Annotated in this window: 16 protein-coding genes and 1 other RNA gene; 16 read left to right on the top strand and 1 reads right to left on the bottom strand. The window is 63.6% G+C overall.

The features are described from left to right. The first annotated feature begins 30 nt into the window (after positions 1-30). The 8 genes from NHH73_26555 to NHH73_26520 all read left to right on the top strand — a co-directional run bounded on the left by NHH73_26555 (position 31) and on the right by NHH73_26520 (position 7,328). A complete protein-coding gene (locus tag NHH73_26555; protein ID USX29719.1) occupies positions 31-1,170 on the top strand; it encodes a cyclopropane-fatty-acyl-phospholipid synthase family protein in 1,140 nt (379 codons plus the stop codon). 35 nt (positions 1,171-1,205) lie between these two features. After that, positions 1,206-1,745 carry a chalcone isomerase family protein gene (locus NHH73_26550; protein USX26083.1) on the top strand — a complete coding sequence of 180 codons (540 nt, stop codon included), beginning with the start codon at positions 1,206-1,208 and terminating at the stop codon, positions 1,743-1,745. Beyond that, positions 1,742-3,031, top strand: coding sequence for an MFS transporter (locus NHH73_26545; GenBank protein USX26082.1), 1,290 nt, complete (start codon positions 1,742-1,744; stop codon positions 3,029-3,031). The genes NHH73_26550 and NHH73_26545 overlap by 4 nt, the downstream gene beginning before the upstream one ends. Positions 3,032-3,046: 15 nt before the next feature. After that, entirely contained in the window at positions 3,047-3,601 is a 555-nt protein-coding gene (locus NHH73_26540; GenBank protein ID USX26081.1) for a DUF3833 domain-containing protein, read from the top strand. A gap of 5 nt (positions 3,602-3,606) precedes the next feature. Further along, positions 3,607-4,386 (top strand): SDR family NAD(P)-dependent oxidoreductase, encoded by a 780-nt coding sequence (locus NHH73_26535; GenBank protein USX29718.1) that lies wholly within the window; start codon positions 3,607-3,609, stop codon positions 4,384-4,386. Beyond that, the gene (locus tag NHH73_26530) at positions 4,383-4,817 is read left to right on the top strand and encodes a nuclear transport factor 2 family protein (protein ID USX26080.1); all 435 of its coding nucleotides are present in this window, start codon (positions 4,383-4,385) and stop codon (positions 4,815-4,817) included. Before NHH73_26535 ends, NHH73_26530 begins: the two co-directional genes overlap by 4 nt. Positions 4,818-5,633: 816 nt before the next feature. Beyond that, positions 5,634-6,710, top strand: coding sequence for a porin (locus NHH73_26525; GenBank protein USX26079.1), 1,077 nt, complete (start codon positions 5,634-5,636; stop codon positions 6,708-6,710). An 87-nt stretch (positions 6,711-6,797) separates the two neighbouring features. Beyond that, positions 6,798-7,328: a hypothetical protein gene (locus tag NHH73_26520; protein ID USX26078.1), complete on the top strand. Its 531-nt coding sequence runs from the start codon at positions 6,798-6,800 to the stop codon at positions 7,326-7,328. A gap of 131 nt (positions 7,329-7,459) precedes the next feature. Here the strand turns inward: NHH73_26520 and NHH73_26515 are convergent, their stop codons facing one another. Next, positions 7,460-9,160 carry a thiamine pyrophosphate-binding protein gene (locus NHH73_26515; protein USX26077.1) on the bottom strand — a complete coding sequence of 567 codons (1,701 nt, stop codon included), beginning with the start codon at positions 9,158-9,160 and terminating at the stop codon, positions 7,460-7,462. Positions 9,161-9,275: 115 nt separating this feature from the next. Here NHH73_26515 and rnpB point away from each other — a divergent pair. From rnpB to murF, 8 genes are all read left to right on the top strand, one after another. Beyond that, positions 9,276-9,619: RNase P RNA component class A (gene rnpB, locus NHH73_26510), an RNA gene on the top strand. A 64-nt stretch (positions 9,620-9,683) separates the two neighbouring features. Next, positions 9,684-11,183 (top strand): glycerol kinase GlpK, encoded by a 1,500-nt coding sequence (glpK, locus tag NHH73_26505; protein USX26076.1) that lies wholly within the window; start codon positions 9,684-9,686, stop codon positions 11,181-11,183. Between the two features lie 701 nt (positions 11,184-11,884). Next, positions 11,885-12,313: a division/cell wall cluster transcriptional repressor MraZ gene (gene mraZ, locus NHH73_26500; GenBank protein USX26075.1), complete on the top strand. Its 429-nt coding sequence runs from the start codon at positions 11,885-11,887 to the stop codon at positions 12,311-12,313. Between the two features lie 9 nt (positions 12,314-12,322). Beyond that, entirely contained in the window at positions 12,323-13,288 is a 966-nt protein-coding gene (gene rsmH / locus NHH73_26495) for a 16S rRNA (cytosine(1402)-N(4))-methyltransferase RsmH (GenBank protein ID USX26074.1), read from the top strand. Beyond that, on the top strand, positions 13,285-13,560 hold the full coding sequence (gene ftsL, locus NHH73_26490) for a cell division protein FtsL (protein USX26073.1): 276 nt from the start codon (positions 13,285-13,287) through the stop codon (positions 13,558-13,560). Before rsmH ends, ftsL begins: the two co-directional genes overlap by 4 nt. Further along, a complete protein-coding gene (locus tag NHH73_26485; GenBank protein USX26072.1) occupies positions 13,557-15,332 on the top strand; it encodes a penicillin-binding protein 2 in 1,776 nt (591 codons plus the stop codon). Before ftsL ends, NHH73_26485 begins: the two co-directional genes overlap by 4 nt. Further along, positions 15,329-16,918 carry a UDP-N-acetylmuramoyl-L-alanyl-D-glutamate--2,6-diaminopimelate ligase gene (locus NHH73_26480; GenBank protein USX26071.1) on the top strand — a complete coding sequence of 530 codons (1,590 nt, stop codon included), beginning with the start codon at positions 15,329-15,331 and terminating at the stop codon, positions 16,916-16,918. Before NHH73_26485 ends, NHH73_26480 begins: the two co-directional genes overlap by 4 nt. Then, complete coding sequence (gene murF, locus NHH73_26475) at positions 16,918-18,318, top strand: UDP-N-acetylmuramoyl-tripeptide--D-alanyl-D-alanine ligase (protein ID USX26070.1); 1,401 nt, start codon at positions 16,918-16,920, stop codon at positions 18,316-18,318. Before NHH73_26480 ends, murF begins: the two co-directional genes overlap by 1 nt.

Raw genomic sequence — 18,318 nt, 5'->3', positions numbered from 1 at the left:
ATCCCGGCGGCCGCCCGTGTGATCCTCAAGATGCTGCGGCGCCTGAAGCACGGCGCGCTGTTGCTGCAGCGGCCAGACGGCGGCTTCGAGGTGTTCGGCGACGGCTCCTTTCCGATCGCGCTGGAGCTGAAGAACTGGAATCTGTGCGGCGCCGCCATGCGCTCCGGCGATATCGGCTTCGCCGAGGCGTTCATCGACGGCGACTGGAAGACCGATAACCTGAGCGGCTTGATCGAACTGTTGATACGCAACCGCGACGAGTTCGAGCAGCTGGTCTATGGCAGCTGGTGGGGCAGCCTGCTGTACCGGATCAAGCACCTGATGAACCGCAATTCGCGCGCCGGCAGCCGCAAGAACATCCACGCCCACTACGATATCGGCAACGCGTTCTATCAGCTATGGTTGGACCCGACGATGACGTATTCGAGCGCGATCTTCCGCGACGGCGACGGCGGCGACCTGGCCACCGCGCAGCTGGCCAAATACCGTCGCATCGTCGGCGCCTTGAACCTGGGGCCGGGCGCGCGCGTGCTGGAAATCGGTTGTGGCTGGGGCGGTTTCGCCGAGACGGCCGCGCGCGAGGCGCGGGCGCACGTCACCGGACTGACCTTGTCGACCGAGCAGCTGGGGTACGCAAGGCAGCGGCTGGCCGGGGCCGGACTGGCCGCGTCGGCCGATTTGCGCTTGTGCGATTACCGTGACTGCGACGGCCAGTTCGACGCCATCGCCTCGATCGAGATGTTCGAGGCGGTCGGCGAGAGCTATTGGCCCAGCTACTTTGCCTGCGTGGCGCGCAATCTGAAGCAGGGCGGGCGCGCCTGCATCCAGACCATCACCATCGACGACGGTTTGTTCGACCGTTATCGCAAAGGGACCGACTTCATTCAGCAGTACATTTTCCCCGGCGGGATGCTGCCGTCGCCGTCGGAGTTCCGGCGCCAGGCGGGCCTGCATGGTTTGCGGGTGGTGGACGAATTCTGCTTCGGCATCGATTACGCCGATACGCTGCGGCAGTGGCGCGCCAGCTTCCTGGCCCGCCGCGCGGAGGTGGAAGCGCAGGGCTTCGACCAGCGCTTCATGCTGACCTGGGAGTTTTACCTGGCCTATTGCGAAGCCGCCTTCCGCGCCGGGAACACCGACGTGATGCAGTTCACGCTGGTGAAGGATTGAGGGTGCCCACGGCGTCGCGGGCCCGGTGTTTTGCCATGGCGGCGCTGTGCGCGCTGATGCTGGCGGCCGGGCCGTCCGCCCGTGCGGCGGAAGCGCCGGCCCACGTCGAGCGTGAGCTGGGCGCCGCGCGGCTGGCGGGGCAGGGCGTGTTCACCTATTTCGGGCTATCGATCTACACTGCCGAATTGTGGGTCGGCCCCCAGGGATACCGGCCAGCGGCAAAGGACGCCGCGCCCTACGTGCTGGATCTGCGCTACGCGCGTGCGCTGGACGGCCGCAGGATCGCCGAGGCCAGCGCCGCGCAGATGGAGAAGACAGGCGCGGGCAGCGCGGCGCAGCGTGCCGCATGGCTGGAAAAGATGCAGGCGATCTTCCCGGACGTGAAGGAAGGCAGCCGCTTGAGCGGTCTATTCCTGCCCGGTGAGGGCGTGCGCTTCTACCGCGACGGCAAGCCGCTGGCGACGGTGGCCGATCCGGCCTTCGCCCAGGCCTTCTTCGGCATCTGGCTCGATTCCGCCACCACCGCGCCCAAGCTGCGCGAGGCGCTGCTGCGCGACGCCGCGCCGAAACCGTGAATCGCGATTCCGCGCCCGCCGTCGTTGCCGCCGCCACGCGTGCGCCATCGCTGTCGTTGATGGCGATGCTGTATTACGGTTTGTTCGGCCTGCCGCTGGCGATGCTGGCGCTGCCTATATATGTGTATGTGCCGCAGTTTTACGCGCAGCGCGGCGCGTTGACGCTGGCCGTCATCGGCGCCGCGCTGCTGGCGGCGCGCACGGTCGCGGCGTTCATCGATCCGCTGCTGGGCTGGTGGATCACGCGGGCGGGCGGCGCCTATCGGCGCGCGGTGCTGATCGCGCTGCCGCTGCTGATTGCCGGCTACGCCATGCTGTTCCACCCTCCGGCGCTGACCGGCGTGCCGGCGCTATGCTGGTTCCTGCTGTCGCTGATGCTGGTGTACACCGGCTTCAGCCTCGCCACCATCGCCCATCAAAGCTGGGGCGCCGCATTGACCCAGCTGCCGGGCGAGCGCTCGAAGCTGGCGGCGGTGCGCGAGAGCTGCGGTCTGTTCGGCGTGATGATGGCTGCCGTGCTGCCCGCCGTCTTCGATTACGACGCGTTGAGCTATGCCTTTGCCGCCACGCTGCTGGCGGGCGCCGTTTGTCTGTTATATAGGGCTCCCCAGCCACCCCGGGCCATGCGGGACGCGGCAGCGGTAGCTCCCTTGCGCTTTGCCGAGCTGTCCGCGCCGTTCCGGCAGCGCCGTTTCCGCGCGCTGTTCCTGGTGCTGATGGTGAACGGCGTCGCCGCCTCGATACCCGCCACGCTGTTCCTGTTCTTCGCCGAGGACCGCCTCAAGCTCGGTTCCAACGCCGGCCTGTTCCTGTTGCTGTACTTCGCCAGCGCGGCCGCTTCGATGGCGGCGTGGCCGGTGGCTGCGCGGCGCCTTGGCGAGGCGCGGGCCTGGGTCGCCAGCATGCTGCTGACGGCCGCCGTCTTCGTCTGGGCGTATTGGCTGGGGCCCGGCGATGTCGTTTCGTTTGGCGTCATCTGCGCCATTTCCGGCCTGGCGCTGGGCGCCGACCTGGCGTTGCCGCCTGCGTTGCTGGCCGGCGTCATCGCCGGCGCCGGCGACAGCGGCCGGCGCGAGGCGGCGTATTTCGGCGTATGGAACTGGGGCGTGCAAATGACCCTGGCGCTGGCGGCCGGTGTCGCCTTGCCGGCGCTCGAATTACTGGGCTACACGCCTGGCACGGGGCAGGGCCTGGGCGCGCTGTCATTCGCCTATGCGTTGCTGCCTTGCTGTTTAAAACTGATTGCGGCCGCGCTGTTGTGGCGCGCGCCGCTACGCGATTGCTGAACTGGAGACCACACAATGAAAATTACCCGCCTTTGCGCCGCCGCCGCGATCACCTGCGCGTTTTTGCTGAACGGCTGCTCGCTGCCGGTGCAGCCGGACCACTACGCGCAGGAGGCGCCCAAGCTTGATATCCAGCGCTACTTCAACGGCACGCTCGACGTCCACGGCATGTTCCAGAACCGCGCCGGCACGGTGGAGAAACGCTTCACGGTGCTGATGCGCTGCAGCTGGAGCGGCGACGTCGGCACGCTCGACGAGGAATTCGTCTATTCGGACGGCACCAAGCAACGGCGGGTCTGGACCTTGCGCAAGACCGCCGAGGGCCGCTACATCGGCACCGCGCCCGATGTCGTGGGCGAGGCGAAGGTGGAGGTGTCGGGTAACGCGATGCGCTTGCAGTACGTGCTGGCGCTGCCGGTCGGCGACAAGGTTTATAACGTCGACTTCGACGACTGGATGTATCTGATCGACGACCGCGTGATGCTCAACCGGGCGCAAATGAGCAAGTTCAATGTCGGCCTGGGCAGCCTGACGGTGGTGTTCAACCGCCGTTCCGAGCAGGTGCGGTGATGGCGATGAACCATGTCATCGACGACTGGGCCGATCAATATGTGTGGATCGTCGGCGCTTCCACCGGCATCGGCGCCGCCACGGCACGGCTGCTGTTGGCGAAGGGCGCGCACGTGGCGTTGTCCGCGCGCCGACAGGATGCGCTGGACGAGCTGGCGGCCGCCGATGCCGATGCCATGCCCAGGACCCTCGCGGTGGCGCTGGATGTCACCAATCACGCCAGCGTGGCGCGCGCGCGCGACGAGATCCTGGCCAGCTGGCCGCGCATCGACCTGGTGCTGCTGGTGGCCGGCGGGTATAACGAAATGCGCGCCGACAGCTTCGATCTGGAAAAAGCGAATCAGCTGATCGATCTGAATCTGCGCGGCGTGTTCAATTGCCTGGCGCCGGTGTTGCCGATGCTGATCCGGCAGCGCAGCGGCGGCATCGGCATTGTCAGCTCCGTGGCCGGCTATAGCGGCTTGCCGAAGGCGCTGGTCTACGGTCCGACCAAGGCGGCGCTGATCAATCTGGCCGAGTCGCTGTACTTCGATCTGCACCCGAAGGGCATCGCCGTGCATCTGATCAATCCGGGTTTCGTCGATACGCCGCTGACCAAGGGGAATGATTTTCCGATGCCGGGACTGATGCAGCCGGCCGACGCCGCGCGGGAACTGGTGCGCGGTGTCGAGCGGGGGGCGTTCCATATTCACTTTCCGCGCAAGTTCACCAATACGCTGCGCTTCGCCCGGCTGCTGCCGTATCGACTTTACTTCTGGCTGATCGCCAGGGTGACGCGCTTATGAGCGATATGCAAGCGGCTTTGCGCCGCCTGATCGTGTTTTACGAGACGCTGACGCCGGCGGCGGTGTCGGGGATCGCGGAGGTTTACGCGGCCGATGCATTGTTCAAGGATCCGTTCAATGAGATTCGCGGCCATGCGGCCATCGTCAAGGTCTTCGAGCATATGTTCGTGCGCCTGCGCGAACCGCGTTTTGTCGTCATCGAGCATATGGGCCGGGGCGACCAGGCGTTTTTGACGTGGGAAATGCAATTCCGCTTCGTGCGCTGGCCGGAACAGCCGCAGGTCATTCGCGGCGCCACGCATGTGCGGTTCGATGCCGATGGCAAAGTTGCGCTACACCGGGATTACTGGGACGCGGCCGAGGAGTTGTACGAGAAGCTGCCGGTGCTGGGCGCGCTGATGCGCTATCTAAAACGCTCGGCGTCCCGCTAGTCGCGCCGTCCACTACGGCGCCGGATATGAGTTTTGCTCATGCATAAAAGAGCGCTGGCGCAAGCACGATCGCCCCGCTTTGGGGCGATAACGTGTCGAATTGGTGCGTGATGTGTCGTTTCTGTGCAACACGTAGCAATTTCTTACAAATTCCTGATGCACCGCAATAGTTGCCCTGCGGACAGAATTTATGACTAGTTTACTCCTGTAACACTACGATCATCGTTGGTTTGAAGGCTATTTTGCTGTATTTCCAAGCCAAACAATGTCGCTGGTTGTTAGCTTATTACCATGGAGTGCGCAGGTTCGCGCAGGGGCTTCAGTATAAAATAGCGCCAGAAATAGCAAAGTGGCTATTTTTACTTGGTCCGACAACGATGTAGTACGCATGCATTGATCTTGCATTTGTCACTAGGGCGGCCCGCAAAACGGGTTGCTGCATGAAGTTCATCGTGCGGAAAAACTGGGCTAGTTCGCTTGCTCGGCATGAAATATTGCGATGCGTTAAAATACGGGTGTTTTGAAAATCTGACAAGGACAGGGACGTTGCACTATGAACGTTTTTGCACTTGATGGAGTCGTCAAGCATCAGTATAGTGCCGCCTCCGGTGCGTTTGCGCACCGCGAACCTGCGAGCGTCGATTAAATCGGCCGCAACTTAAGTGAGCGCGTTCCGCCTGATGGGACCGCACAGTGGCAGCTGGGGAGTTTGCCCTCACGCACATACGGCGCCTGCTGGTGACGCCGATAAGCACCGTATTTAGCCGCACTACTAGCTATACCTTTTTACAGCAACACAACTGAAGGAAACATGTAATGAAAAAATCCCTGATCTCCATCGCCATCCTGGGCGCCCTGAGCAACGTAGCTATGGCGCAATCGAACGTCACCATGTACGGTATCGTCGATGCCGGCCTGACCTCCGAGCGTGGCGGTGCTGCTGGTAACAAGACTGCAGTACAAAGCGGCGTGGCTTCGGCTTCGCGTATCGGCTTCAAAGGCACCGAAGACCTGGGCAGCGGTCTGAGCGCAATCTTCAAGCTGGAAGCCGGCGTTAAAATCGACGACGGTTCGCTGGACAACGCCAACAACCGCCTGTTCAACCGCGAAGCCTATGTTGGCCTGAGCTCGAAGACCGCCGGTACCCTGACCATCGGTCGTCAGTACACCCCTTACTACGAAACCCTGCGCGACGTGGCTGACCCGTTCGCAATGGGCTACGCTGGTACCGCTAAAAACCTGTTCCCGGTTGCCGGCAACATGACCCGCGCCGACAACGGCGTTGTGTACAAAACCCCATCGCTGTACGGTTTCTCGGCTGCTGCTTCGTACAGCCTGGGCGAAACCGCTGGCGATTCGGCTGCACAGCGTCAACTGGGCGCGTCGATCGGTTACACCAACGGTCCGCTGAACATCGCTGCCGCTTACAACAACCGTAACAACGACACCGCTACCGTTAAAACCAACAGCATCGGCCACAACAGCCTGATCGCCGCGAACTACGACTTCAAAGTTGTTAAAGTTTTCGCAGCCTACGGTCAAGACAAGGGCCAGAACAGCGCGCCTCTGGCTAACACCACCAACCCATTCGGCTACACCGTTGCTCCAGTCGCGTCGCAAGACAGCGCTGACGCACTGGTCGGCGTAACCGTTCCAGCCGGTAACGGCGTTGTCATGGCTTCGTACATCCGTAAAAACGATAAAGAAGCCGCTAACAACGACGCTAGCCAGTGGGGCGTTGGCTACTCGTACAACCTGTCGAAGCGCACCAGCGCTTACCTGGCGTACGCTAAGATCAAAAACAAAAACGGCGCAGCTTACACCGTTGGCAACAACACCGAAGTTGGTTCGGGCGACAAAGCCTTCAACATCGGCGTGAAACACAGCTTCTAATCTGTTCATTCAGAGTTAGTATCAACAACGGCTGCCTGGTGCAGCCGTTGTTCTTTTCTGAAAGTGGTTTTATTGATGACGACGACCATGATGATGAAACGACGCGCCGTATTCGCCGGCGCCATGCTGATCGCCTCGTGCGCCGTGCTGGCCGCGCCCAAGGCGGCGCGCAAGCCGTCCGCCAATGCCGGCCTGCCGCGTTACGGCATGGTGGTGTTTTCCGATTTGTGCATCAACGCCGAGAGCGGCGAATTCGGCGGCCAGCGCATCACCTTGCAGCGCTTCGCGGAAGTCGATACGGTGCTGTACGAGTACACGGCGGGCGGCTTGAGCTGGCCGGTGGTGGCCAGCGACGTCAATATCGATCCGCGTGGGCGGCAGATGTATTTCACCGTGCGCCCGCCCGACGAGGAGGAGCGCACCATCAGCGGCAAGATCGCCGACGGCGGCAGGACCCTGGTGCTCGATGGCGGCTATTGCGGCGACGAGGCGGTGCCGATGCGGTTGCCGCTGGTGACCGATTTCGGACGCAAGGCCGGCACCTGCAAGGTTTGTCCGCAGGCGAAGAAGGACAAAGAGAAGGTGGAAGAGGCGCCGTCGAACCAGGCGCCTTCTTAAGCATAGCGATGCATGCGATTCGTGGAGACACGTAGGGCGGATTAGCGCAGCGTAATCCGCCATGAGCCGTCGCCGGCGCTTGGCGGATTACGGCGTGCCGCCTAATCCGCCCTACGTATCTCCTCGTCCAGTCAAGTTTTCTTGGCCGCTTCGGCGTTCTTGCGGATCGTTTCCAGCGTGGCGCCGGGCGTGATCAGGTTGCCGTCGTAGCGCAACTCGATCAGCGCCGGCAGGCTGCGGCCGTTGGCATGCGCCAGCGCGCGCTCCAGCGCCGGGCCGAAATCGGCCGTCTTGTCGACCACTTCCCCATGCGCGCCATACGCCACCGCCAGCGCGGCAAAATCGGGATTGTGCAGCTCCGTGCCCGATACGCGTCCCGGATAGTCGCGCTCCTGGTGCATGCGGATGGTGCCGAACATGCCGTTGTTGAAGACGATGATCACCACCCCCGCCTTGTACTGCACCGCCGTGGCCAGCTCCTGGCCGTTCATCATGTATTCGCCGTCGCCGGCGAAGGTGATCACCGTGCGTTTCGGGTCGATGATCTTGGCGGCCACGCCGGCCGGCACGCTGTAGCCCATCGCGCCGCTGGTCGGCGCCAATTGCGTGCGCATGCCGCCGTAGCTGTGGAAACGGTGCGCCCAGGTGGCGTAATTGCCGGCGCCGTTGGTGATGATGGTGTCGTGCGGCGCGATCTTGTCGATCTGCTGCACCACCTGCCACAAGTCCAGCGGCGCCTGGCCGTCCTGGAAAATCGCCGGCTGCTGCTGCCATGCCGCCAGATCCGCCTTGGCCTCGGCCACGGAGTCGCTCCATGCGCCGGCGTCGACCGGCGCCATCGCCGCCAGCATGGCCGCGATCTGCGGCATGCCGCTGTTGATCATCAATTCCGCCTGGTAGACGCTGCCCAGTTCTTGCGCGTCGGCGTGGACGTGGATCAGGCGCTGCGCCGGCACCGGCGCGGAAATCAGCGCGTAGCCGCCGGTGGTCATCTCGCCCAGGCGCGGGCCGATGGCGAGGATCACGTCGGCCTCGCGCACGCGCGCCGCCAGTTTCGGGTTGATGCCGATGCCGACATCGCCGACATAGTTGGGGTGGGCGTTGTCGAGCAAATCCTGGAAGCGGAAGGCGCAGCCCACCGGCAGGTGGTTGGCTTCGGCGAAGCGCTGCAGGTCGGCGCAGGCTTGCGCGTTCCAGCCGCCGCCGCCCAGCAGGACCAGCGGCTTTTTGGCGCTGGCGAGCATGGCGCGCAGCACGTCGATCTGCGCCGCCGACGGCGAGGCTTGCACCGCCTGATACGCGCGCGTATCGGCCACCGCGGCCGTATCGATCAGCATGTCCTCGGGCAGCGCCAGCACCACCGGGCCCGGACGGCCGCTGGTGGCAACCTGGAAGGCGCGCGCGAGGTATTCGGGAATGCGCTCGGCGCGGTCGATCTGCGCCACCCATTTGGCCATTTGGCCATACATGCGGCGGTAGTCGATCTCCTGGAAGGCTTCGCGGTCGATGAAGTCGTTGCCGACCTGGCCGATGAACAGGATCATCGGCGTCGAATCCTGGTAGGCGGTGTGCACGCCGATCGAGGCGTTGGTCGCGCCCGGGCCGCGCGTGACGAAGCAGATACCCGGCTTGCCCGTCATCTTGCCGTAGGCGTCGGCCATGAAGGCGGCGCCGCCCTCCTGGCGGTTGATGATGAAGCGGATGTCGGAGTCATGCAGCGCGTCGAGCACGTCCAGGTAGCTTTCGCCGGGTACGCCGAAAGCGGTGTCGACGCCGTGGATCTTCAGGGCGTCGACCAGGATCTGGCCGCCGGTGCGGGTTGGGTGCGTCATGTTCTGGCCTCAAGGGGGATAGGTAGCATGATTCTACGGCCGGGCAGGGGGCGGCGCTTTTCAAATGGCGACATCAAATTATAGAATCGGCGGCCCGGCTGGTACAATACCGCCTGAAGCAAGCCAGACAGCCGCTGGCCAGCGCGTAATGCCTGGCGGGAGGAAGGTCCGGACTCCATAGAGCGGGGTGACGGTTAACGGCCGTCCGCTGAAAGCCGCAAGCGCAAGCCCAAGGTATAAGGCGAGGAATAGGGCCACAGAGACGAGCGTATTAAGTTACGGTGAAACGCGGTAACCTCCACCTGGTGCAATTCCAAATAGGCACGCGATGATGCTGCTCGCGGAGCGTGCGGGTAGGAAGCTTGAGCGCTGGAGTAATCCAGCGCCTAGAGGAATGGCTGTCATAGCGCGGGTTCGCCCGCGCCGTAACAAAATCCGGCCTATCGGCTTGCTTCAACTAATATAGACATTCGCGGCTGCCGCGGGACCGACGCGCATACCGCGTCGACCTGGGGACGTGCCGATGAAAACATACATACTGGCCTTGGATCAAGGCACCACCAGTTCGCGCGCCATCCTGTTCGACCACCAGGGACAGATCTGCGGCAGCGCGGCGGCCGAATATCCCCAGCATTTCCCGCAGCCCGGCTGGGTCGAGCACGACCCCAACGACATCTGGAACAGCCAGTTGGCCGTCGCCCGCAAGGTCTTGCACGACAATCAGGTCGAAAGCCGCCAGATCCTCGCCATCGGCATCGCCAACCAGCGCGAGACCACCCTGGTGTGGGACCGCAAGACGGGCGAGCCGATCGCGCCGGCCATCGTCTGGCAGGACCGCCGCACCGCGGATACCTGCGACGCGCTGCGCGCCGACGGCAAGGCCGGTCGCATCGCCGGCATTACCGGCCTCGAACTCGATTCCTACTTCTCCGCCACCAAACTGAAATGGCTGCTCGACCACGTGCCCGGCGCGCGCGACCGGGCGCGCCAGGGCGGGCTGGCGTTCGGCACCGTCGACAGCTGGCTGGTGTACAAGCTGACGGGGCGCCACGTGACGGACGTGAGCAACGCCTCGCGCACGCTGCTGTTTAATATCCACCTGATGCGCTGGGACCAGGATTTGCTGCAGCTGTTCGATATTCCGGCGTCGATGCTGCCGCAGGTGGTGTCGTCCAGCGAGGAAGTCGGCATGACCAAGGCCTCGCTGTTCGGCGCGCCGATCGCGGTGGCCGGCATCGCCGGCGACCAGCAGGCCGCCACCTTCGGCCAAGCCTGCCACGCGCCGGGCATGGCCAAGAATACCTATGGCACCGGATGCTTCATGCTGATGCAGCTGGGCGAGCATCCGGTGGTGTCGCACAACCGCCTGCTGACCACCGTCGGCTGGCGGGTCGACGGCGCCACCGAGTATCTGATGGAGGGCAGCGTCTTCATGGGCGGCGCTACGGTGCAGTGGCTGCGCGACGGCCTTGGCATCATCGAGAAATCGTCCGACGTCGAGCCGCTGGCCGCCAGTGTGCCCGACAGCGGCGGCGTGTTCATGGTGCCGGCCTTCGTCGGCCTGGGGGCGCCGCACTGGGACCCGTACGCGCGCGGCGCGCTGGTGGGGCTGAGCCGGGGCAGCAACCGCGCCCACATCGCCCGCGCGGCGCTGGAGGCGATCGCCTATCAAAGCGCGGAGCTGATGGCCGCCATGCAGAAGGATGTGGCGGCGTCGAGCCGGGACATTCCGCTGACCGAGGTGCGCGCCGACGGCGGGGCCGCCCGCAACGACCTGCTGATGCAGTTCCAGGCCGATTTGCTGGGCGTGCCGGTGGTGCGTCCGCGCGTGACCGAGACCACGGCGCTGGGCGCCGCCCACCTGGCCGGCCTGGCGGTGGGCTTCTGGCAAACCCGCGAGGAGGTCGCCGCCCAGTGGACCTGCGAACGCCGCTTCGACCCCGTCATGGGCGCCGACCGGCGCAGTGCGCTGATGGAAGGCTGGGCGCGCGCCGTCGATCGCTCCAGGGGTTGGGCGGCCTGAGCTGTAAGTAATATAAATTATGCTTTTGTTACGAAAGTTGACAGTTTTTTCGGCAATTCGCGCTGGAATTGTCTCCTGGCTCAGGCGTATAATGACGTTTTTGGTGCAGTGCGGCAGTCAAAAAATTGTCTATACAAATTGCTTGTCGAAAATATATCGACGGTCCGGCCGCTGTTGACTAGCAAAAACGAAGCTGCAGTTATTACAAGGTTTCATACTCCCCGTTATCGCGCTGCTGGCGCGACATCCGACCATTCCCCTATCAAACCACGCGACTTTCAGCGCCGTTGGGCGATCTATTGACCAGTTGTCAATGTGATACGTCAATGTTGGCGCTTTGCAACTATATGTAAATATTTCAATTATTTTGGGAATTCATTTTCACCGCTTTAGTGCATGCATACACATGTGTGTAGATGAGGTAGCACATTCACAGTCTTCCATAAGTACTTAATTTGTCGAGTTATTTTATTTCTAGCTGGCTTCAAGGAATTGCGCTAAGTCCTTAATTTCATTACTAAAATCCCTGTTTCGTTTGCCTGAAAGCGCTTGACCGCTATTCTCCCATCCTCTAAAGTGGGCATCTGTGTGAAAAAGTGTCTTTTTGTGGGAAATTTGTCCTGACTTAGCGGCGGGGGAGATGAAACTGGAAAGTCGCCGTTCATGCTCCGCTAACCATACTGAGGTCAAAAGGTAATCCCGTGTTTCAAGGCGCGTCCGCAATCAATCTCGATGCAAAAGGCAGGATGTCTATCCCCGCCAAGCATCGTGACGCGCTCTCGATCCAATGCGAAGGCCGCCTCACCCTGACCCGCCACCCCGATGGCTGCGTCATGTTGTTCCCCCGCCCGGTGTGGGAACAACACCGTCAACAGATTGCCCAGTGGCCGATGCAGGCACGCGCGTGGCAACGGATATTCCTCGGTTACGCCACCGACGTCGAAATGGACACGGCCGGCCGCATCCTGATTTCGCCGGAGCTGCGGGCCGCCGTCGGCCTGGAGCGCGAAGTCATGATGATGGGCATGGGCTCCCACTTCGAAATCTGGGATGCCGCCAAGCAGGCGGAAAAAGAGCAGCAGGCGATTGAAGCCGGCACCCCCGATGTACTCGCCAATTTCTCTTTCTAAGGTCCCGTGATGACATCCACATCGGTGCCTGAATTTCAGCATCGCACGGTGCTGCTTGACGAAGCGGTCGACGCCCTCGCGCTGGACGGCGCGCGCGCCGACGGCGTCTACGTCGACGGCACCTTCGGCCGCGGCGGCCATTCGCGCCTGATCCTGTCGAAGCTGGGCGCCAACGCGCGCCTGATCGCCTTCGACAAGGACTTGCAGGCCATCGCCACCGCCGAACAAATCGACGATCCGCGCTTCACGATCGTCCACGACAGCTTCGCCACGATGACGGCGGCGCTGGCCGAACGCGGCGTGGGCCAGGTCGACGGCATCCTGCTCGACCTGGGCATCTCGTCGCCGCAGGTGGACGACGCCGCGCGCGGCTTCAGCTTCCGTAACGATGGTCCGCTCGACATGCGCATGGATACCACGCGCGGCATGTCGGCGGCGGCGTGGCTCGCCACAGAAACCGAACAGACACTGGAAAAGGTGATCAAAGAATATGGGGAAGAACGGTTTGCTTTTCAGATTGCAAAGGCGATTGTTGCTCGCCGGGCAGTCGAACCAATTTCAACCACACGACAGCTTGCCGGCATCGTGGCAGGCGCGGTCAAGACTCGGGAAAAGGGCAAGGATCCGGCAACCCGCACATTTCAAGCTATCCGGATTTTCATCAATAAAGAGCTTGAAGACCTCGAGGTCGGTTTAAACCAGGCCTACGCCAGTCTGGCGCCGGGCGGCATCATCGCGATCATCAGCTTCCATTCGCTGGAAGACCGCATGGTCAAGCGCTTCTTCGCGTCCAAGGCCAATGTCGAACAGCCGGACCGGCGCCTGCCGATCCGCGCGGTCGATTTGCCGCAGCCGGAGCTCAAGCTGCTGTTCAAGATGAAACCGTCCGACGCCGAAGTCGACGCCAATCCGCGTTCCCGCTCGGCGGTGATGCGGGTGGCGCGCCGCCTTCCCATTCCGGCGGAGGCGCAATGAGCGGCAAGATCAACCTGGTGCTGGCGGCGCTGCTGGTGGGCTGCGGCCTGTCGGTCGTCAACGCCCAGTACCAGGCGCGCCACCTGTTCATCGAACTGGAACGCTCGCAGTCGAAGGCGCGCCAGCTCGATATCGAGTGGGCGCAGCTGCAGCTCGACCAGTCGACCCTGGGCAAGCACGCGCGCATCGAGGAGATCGCGCGCCGCGACCTGACCATGACGCCGCTGACGGCCGCGCGCACGCAGTACCTGACGCCGGAAGGATCGAAATGAGCCGCGGCTCCAACGTGAACACCTCGCGCGTGGCACGCTCCAAGGGCGTGCCGTTCTCGAAGAACCCCGTACTGGCGGTGCGCCTGCCGGTGTGGCGTTCGCGCGTGGTGCTGTTCGTGCTGTTCTTCGCCTTCTTCGCGCTGGCCGCCCGCGCCGCGTGGCTGCAGGGCGTGTCGACCCAGTTCCTGCAAAAGCAGGGCGAGATCCGCTACGCGCGCACGCTGGACTTGCCGGCCACGCGCGGCAAAATCACCGACCGCGATGGCCAGGTGCTGGCGTCGTCGGTGCCGGTCAAGGCCATCTGGGCGATCCCGGACGACGTGCAGAACGCACCGGCCGACAAGCTGAAACAACTGGCGCAGCTGCTCGGCATGAGCAATGCCGAGCTTCAGAAAAAACTCGATTCGGACCGTGGCTTCGTCTATCTGAAGCGCCAGGTCGAGCAGGACGTGGCCGACAAGATCGTCAAGCTGGGCATCGAGGGCGTGCAGACCCGTAAAGAATACAAGCGCTTCTATCCGCAGGGCGAAGTGACGACCCACGTGGTGGGCTTCACCAACGTCGAAGACGTGGGCCAGGAATCGATGGAACTGGCGCAGCAGAAAACGCTGGTCGGCCAGCCGGGCAGCCGCCGCGTGATCAAGGACCGCCTGGGCCACATCGTCGAGGATATCGAGTCGATCCGCGAGCCGCACGACGGCAAGGACCTGACGCTGTCGATCGACAGCAAGATCCAGTACATCGCCTTCACCCAGATCAAGGAAGCGGTCGAGAAGTTCAACGCCAAGGCCGGCGCCGCGGTGGTGCTGGACGTCCACACCGGCGAGGTGCTGGCGCTGGCCAACTACCCGACCTACAATCCGAACGACCGCTCCAAGCTGACCGGCGAACAGCTGCGCAACCGCGTGATGACCGACACCTTCGAGCCGGGATCGTCGATGAAGCCGTTCCCGGTGGTGATGGCGCTGGAAGCGAAAAAAATCACGCCGCACACCATGTTCGACACCGGTAACGGCGCCATGGTGATCGCCGACCGCGTGATCCACGATACCCACGCCAACCACACGATCGATGTCCAGACCGTCATCCAGAAGTCGTCCAACATCGGCACCACCAAGATCGCCATGTTGATGACGCCACAGGATCTGTGGGAGATGTACACCAAGCTCGGTTTCGGGCAGCAGCCCAAATGGGGCTTCCCGGGCGCCGTCGCCGGCCGCTTGAGGCCCTATAAATCATGGCGTCCGATCGAACACGCCAACATGAGCTTCGGCCAGGGTGTCTCGGTGTCGCTGATCCAGTTGGCGCGCGCCTACCTGGTGCTGGCGCGCGACGGCGACATCATTCCGCTGTCGTTCCAGAAGGTGCACGAGGCGCCGCACGGCACCCAGGTCATCAGCCCGAAAACCGCGGCGGAAATGCGCGAGATGCTGGAAATGGTCACGCTGCCGGGCGGCTCCGCCGTCAAGGCGCAGGTGCCGGGCTACCGCGTGGGCGGCAAGACCGGTACCGCGCAAAAATTCATCGGCGGGCGCTACTCGCATACCAAATACATCGGCAACTTCGTCGGCATGGCGCCGATGTCGGACCCGCGCTTCATTATCGCCGTCATGATCGACGAACCAAGCGGCCCGCTCAAATACGGCGGCGACGTCGCCGGTCCGGTGTTTTCCGCCCTGGCGGCGCAGGCCCTGCGCGCCAAGAACGTGGCGCCGGATTCCGACCTGACCCATATCATCATTCCAGAGTCCGCAGCACAGGGGAACATGTGACGACTTTTAACTTCGATCCATCGGCCGATTTCGCGGCCATCGCGGCGGCGATCCGCAAGCTGGCGCCTGGCGCGCAGCTTGCGTCGGACTCGCGCCGCATCAAGCTGGGCGATGTGTTTTTTGCTTTTGCAGCCGATGCAGCCAACGCCGTCGACGGCCGTGGCTTCATCGACGGCGCCATCGAGCAGGGCGCGGCACTGGTCGTGGTGGACCCGGCCGGCTTCACCTGGAACGACAGCTGGAGCGTGCCGTATATCACCGTCGACAATCTGAAACAGCATGCGGGCCTGATCGCCCACGCTTATTACCAGCAGCCGGATGAGGCGATGTTCACCGTCGCCGTCACCGGCACCAACGGCAAGACCTCCAGCGCGGTGTGGCTGGGGCAGGCCTTGTCGCGCGGGGCCGAACCGGCCGCCGTCATCGGCACCCTCGGCGTGGGCGTGTTCCGCGCGCGCGGCGAAGTCGAATACGACGTCACCGGCTACACGACGCCGGACGCGGTGCTGCTGGCGCGCACCCTGGCCGACCTGCGCGACCAGGGCGCCAAGTCGCTGGCGATCGAAGCGTCGTCGATCGGTCTGGAACAGGGCCGCCTGGCGGGTATGCATTTCGACGTCGCGCTGTTCACCAACCTGACCCGCGACCACCTGGACTACCACGGCGACATGGCGGCGTACGAAGCGGCCAAGACCAAACTGTTCGACTGGCCAGGCCTGAAGACGGCCGTCGTCAACCTGGACGATCCGATGGGCCTGCGCCTGATCGCGCATCTGAAATCGAAGGCGCCATTGGCGGGCGCACTTTCAGGCGTCATTCCGCTGATCGGCTATACCCTGCGCGACGCCGCCACGCAGCCTGACATCGACGGCGTGCTGATGCTGCGCGCCAGCCAGTTCCGCAGCACCCGCAGCGCCGGCACCGAATTCCACCTGGAGTCGGCGCTGGGCGTGGCGCTGATCAAAACGAAGCTGGTCGGCCACTTCAACATCAGCAACGCGCTGGGCGTGATGGGCGCGATGCTGGCCAAGGGCCTGGGCCTGCGCGCCGCCATCGAGGCGGTCGAGGCGCTGCGGCCGGCACCGGGCCGCATGCAGCAGGTGGGCGGCCAGGACGCGCCGATGATCGTCATCGACTACGCGCACACCCCGGACGCGCTGGAGAAAACCCTGGTGGCGCTGCGCGCCGTGGCGAGCGACCGTGGCGGCCAGCTGTGGTGCGTGTTCGGCTGCGGCGGCGACCGCGATCCGGGCAAGCGTCCGCAGATGGGCAAGATCGCGCAGATGGCCGACCATGTGCTGGTCACCAGCGACAATCCGCGCAGCGAAGACCCGCATTCGATCATCGAGCAGATCGTCGCCGGCATGGACCGGAACAATCCGGCGTCGACGGTGCAGACGCTGGACGACCGCGCCGCCGCGATCCTGTCGGCGATCAAGCACGCCGCCAAGCCGGATGTGATTCTGTTGGCCGGCAAAGGCCATGAGCCGTACCAGGAAATCAAGGGCAAGAAACTGCCATTCTCCGATGTCGATCACGCGCAGCTGGCGTTGTCGGCCCGGTTAACCATGATGAGGACGAATTGATGCGTGCAGCACTCGCACAGATTCTGCCTTCCCTCCCGGGCGCGCGGCTGGTCAATGCCGCCGCCGATTCGGGTGAAGTTGTATTTGCGGGCGTGTCGACCGATAGCCGCAATGTCTCCGCAGGTTCTTTGTTCGTGGCCTTGCGCGGCGAAGTATTCGACGCCCACAACTTCCTCGCGCAGGTCGCGGAGAAGGGCGTCGCCGCAGTCGTAGTCGAGGAAGTGCCGGAAGGTTTTTCACTGCCTGCGATCGTGGTGCCAAATACTTTGACGGCACTGGGGCAGATCGCCAACCACTGGCGCCGCCAGTTCGCCATGCCTGTCATCGGCGTCACCGGCAGCAACGGCAAGACCACGGTCAAGGAAATGATCGCGGCGATCCTGGCCGCCGCCCACGGCGACGAAGGCCGCCTGGCCACGCGCGGCAACCTGAATAACGAAATCGGCGTGCCGCTGACGCTGTTCCGCATGGAAGCGAAGCAGCAGTCGGCCGTCATCGAGATGGGCATGAACCATCCGGGCGAAATCGGCCGCCTGGTCGCCATCGCCGAGCCGACCATCGCCATGGTCAACAACGCCCAGCGCGAACACCAGGAATTCATGCACACGGTCGAAGCGGTGGCGCGCGAGAACGGCGCCGTGCTGGCCGGCCTGCCCGCCGACGGCGTGGCGGTGTTCCCGCATGGCGACGAGTTCACACCGATCTGGGAAGAACTGTCGGCCGGTCGCCGCATGATCCGTTTCGGCCTGACCAAGGACGCTGAAGTGAGCTGCACGTTCCGCGCCGGTGATTTCGGTAGCGAGATGTTCATCACCATCCGCTTGGCCGAAGGCGAGGAACCGGAGCAGTTCTTCGTCAATCTCCAGGCGGCGGGTGAACACAATGTGCGCAACGCGCTGGCCGCGGTGGCATGCACGTATGCCGCCGGCATCGCGCTGGACAAGATCAAGCTGGGGCTCGACACCTTCGCGCCGGTCAGCGGCCGTCTGCAAAAGAAGGCCGCCACCAACGGCGCCGTCGTCATCGACGACACCTACAACGCCAACCCGGATTCGGTGCGCGCCGCCATCGACGTGCTGTCGAAAGCGGCCGCGCCGCGCGTGCTGGTGCTGGGCGACATGGGCGAAGTCGGCACGCAGGGCCGCGAGTTCCACGAAGAGATAGGCGCTTACGCGCACAGTAAAGGCATCGAACAGGTGCTGGCCACCGGCGAACTGGCTTCCCACATGAAGGGGGACGCCATTCGCCATTTTGAACAGTTCGGCGACTTGCTGGCTGCCGTGGAGGCAGCCGTCGCACCGAATGCAACCGTATTAATCAAGGGCTCCCGTTTCATGAAAATGGAACGGGTCGTGCAGCATTTGATTGGATCGCAACAAGCTAACAAGGAAAGTCACTAA

It is taken from the genome of Oxalobacteraceae bacterium OTU3CINTB1 (assembly GCA_024123955.1).
Taxonomy (GTDB): domain Bacteria; phylum Pseudomonadota; class Gammaproteobacteria; order Burkholderiales; family Burkholderiaceae_D; genus Rugamonas.
This window is presented reverse-complemented; position numbering and strand designations above follow the sequence as displayed.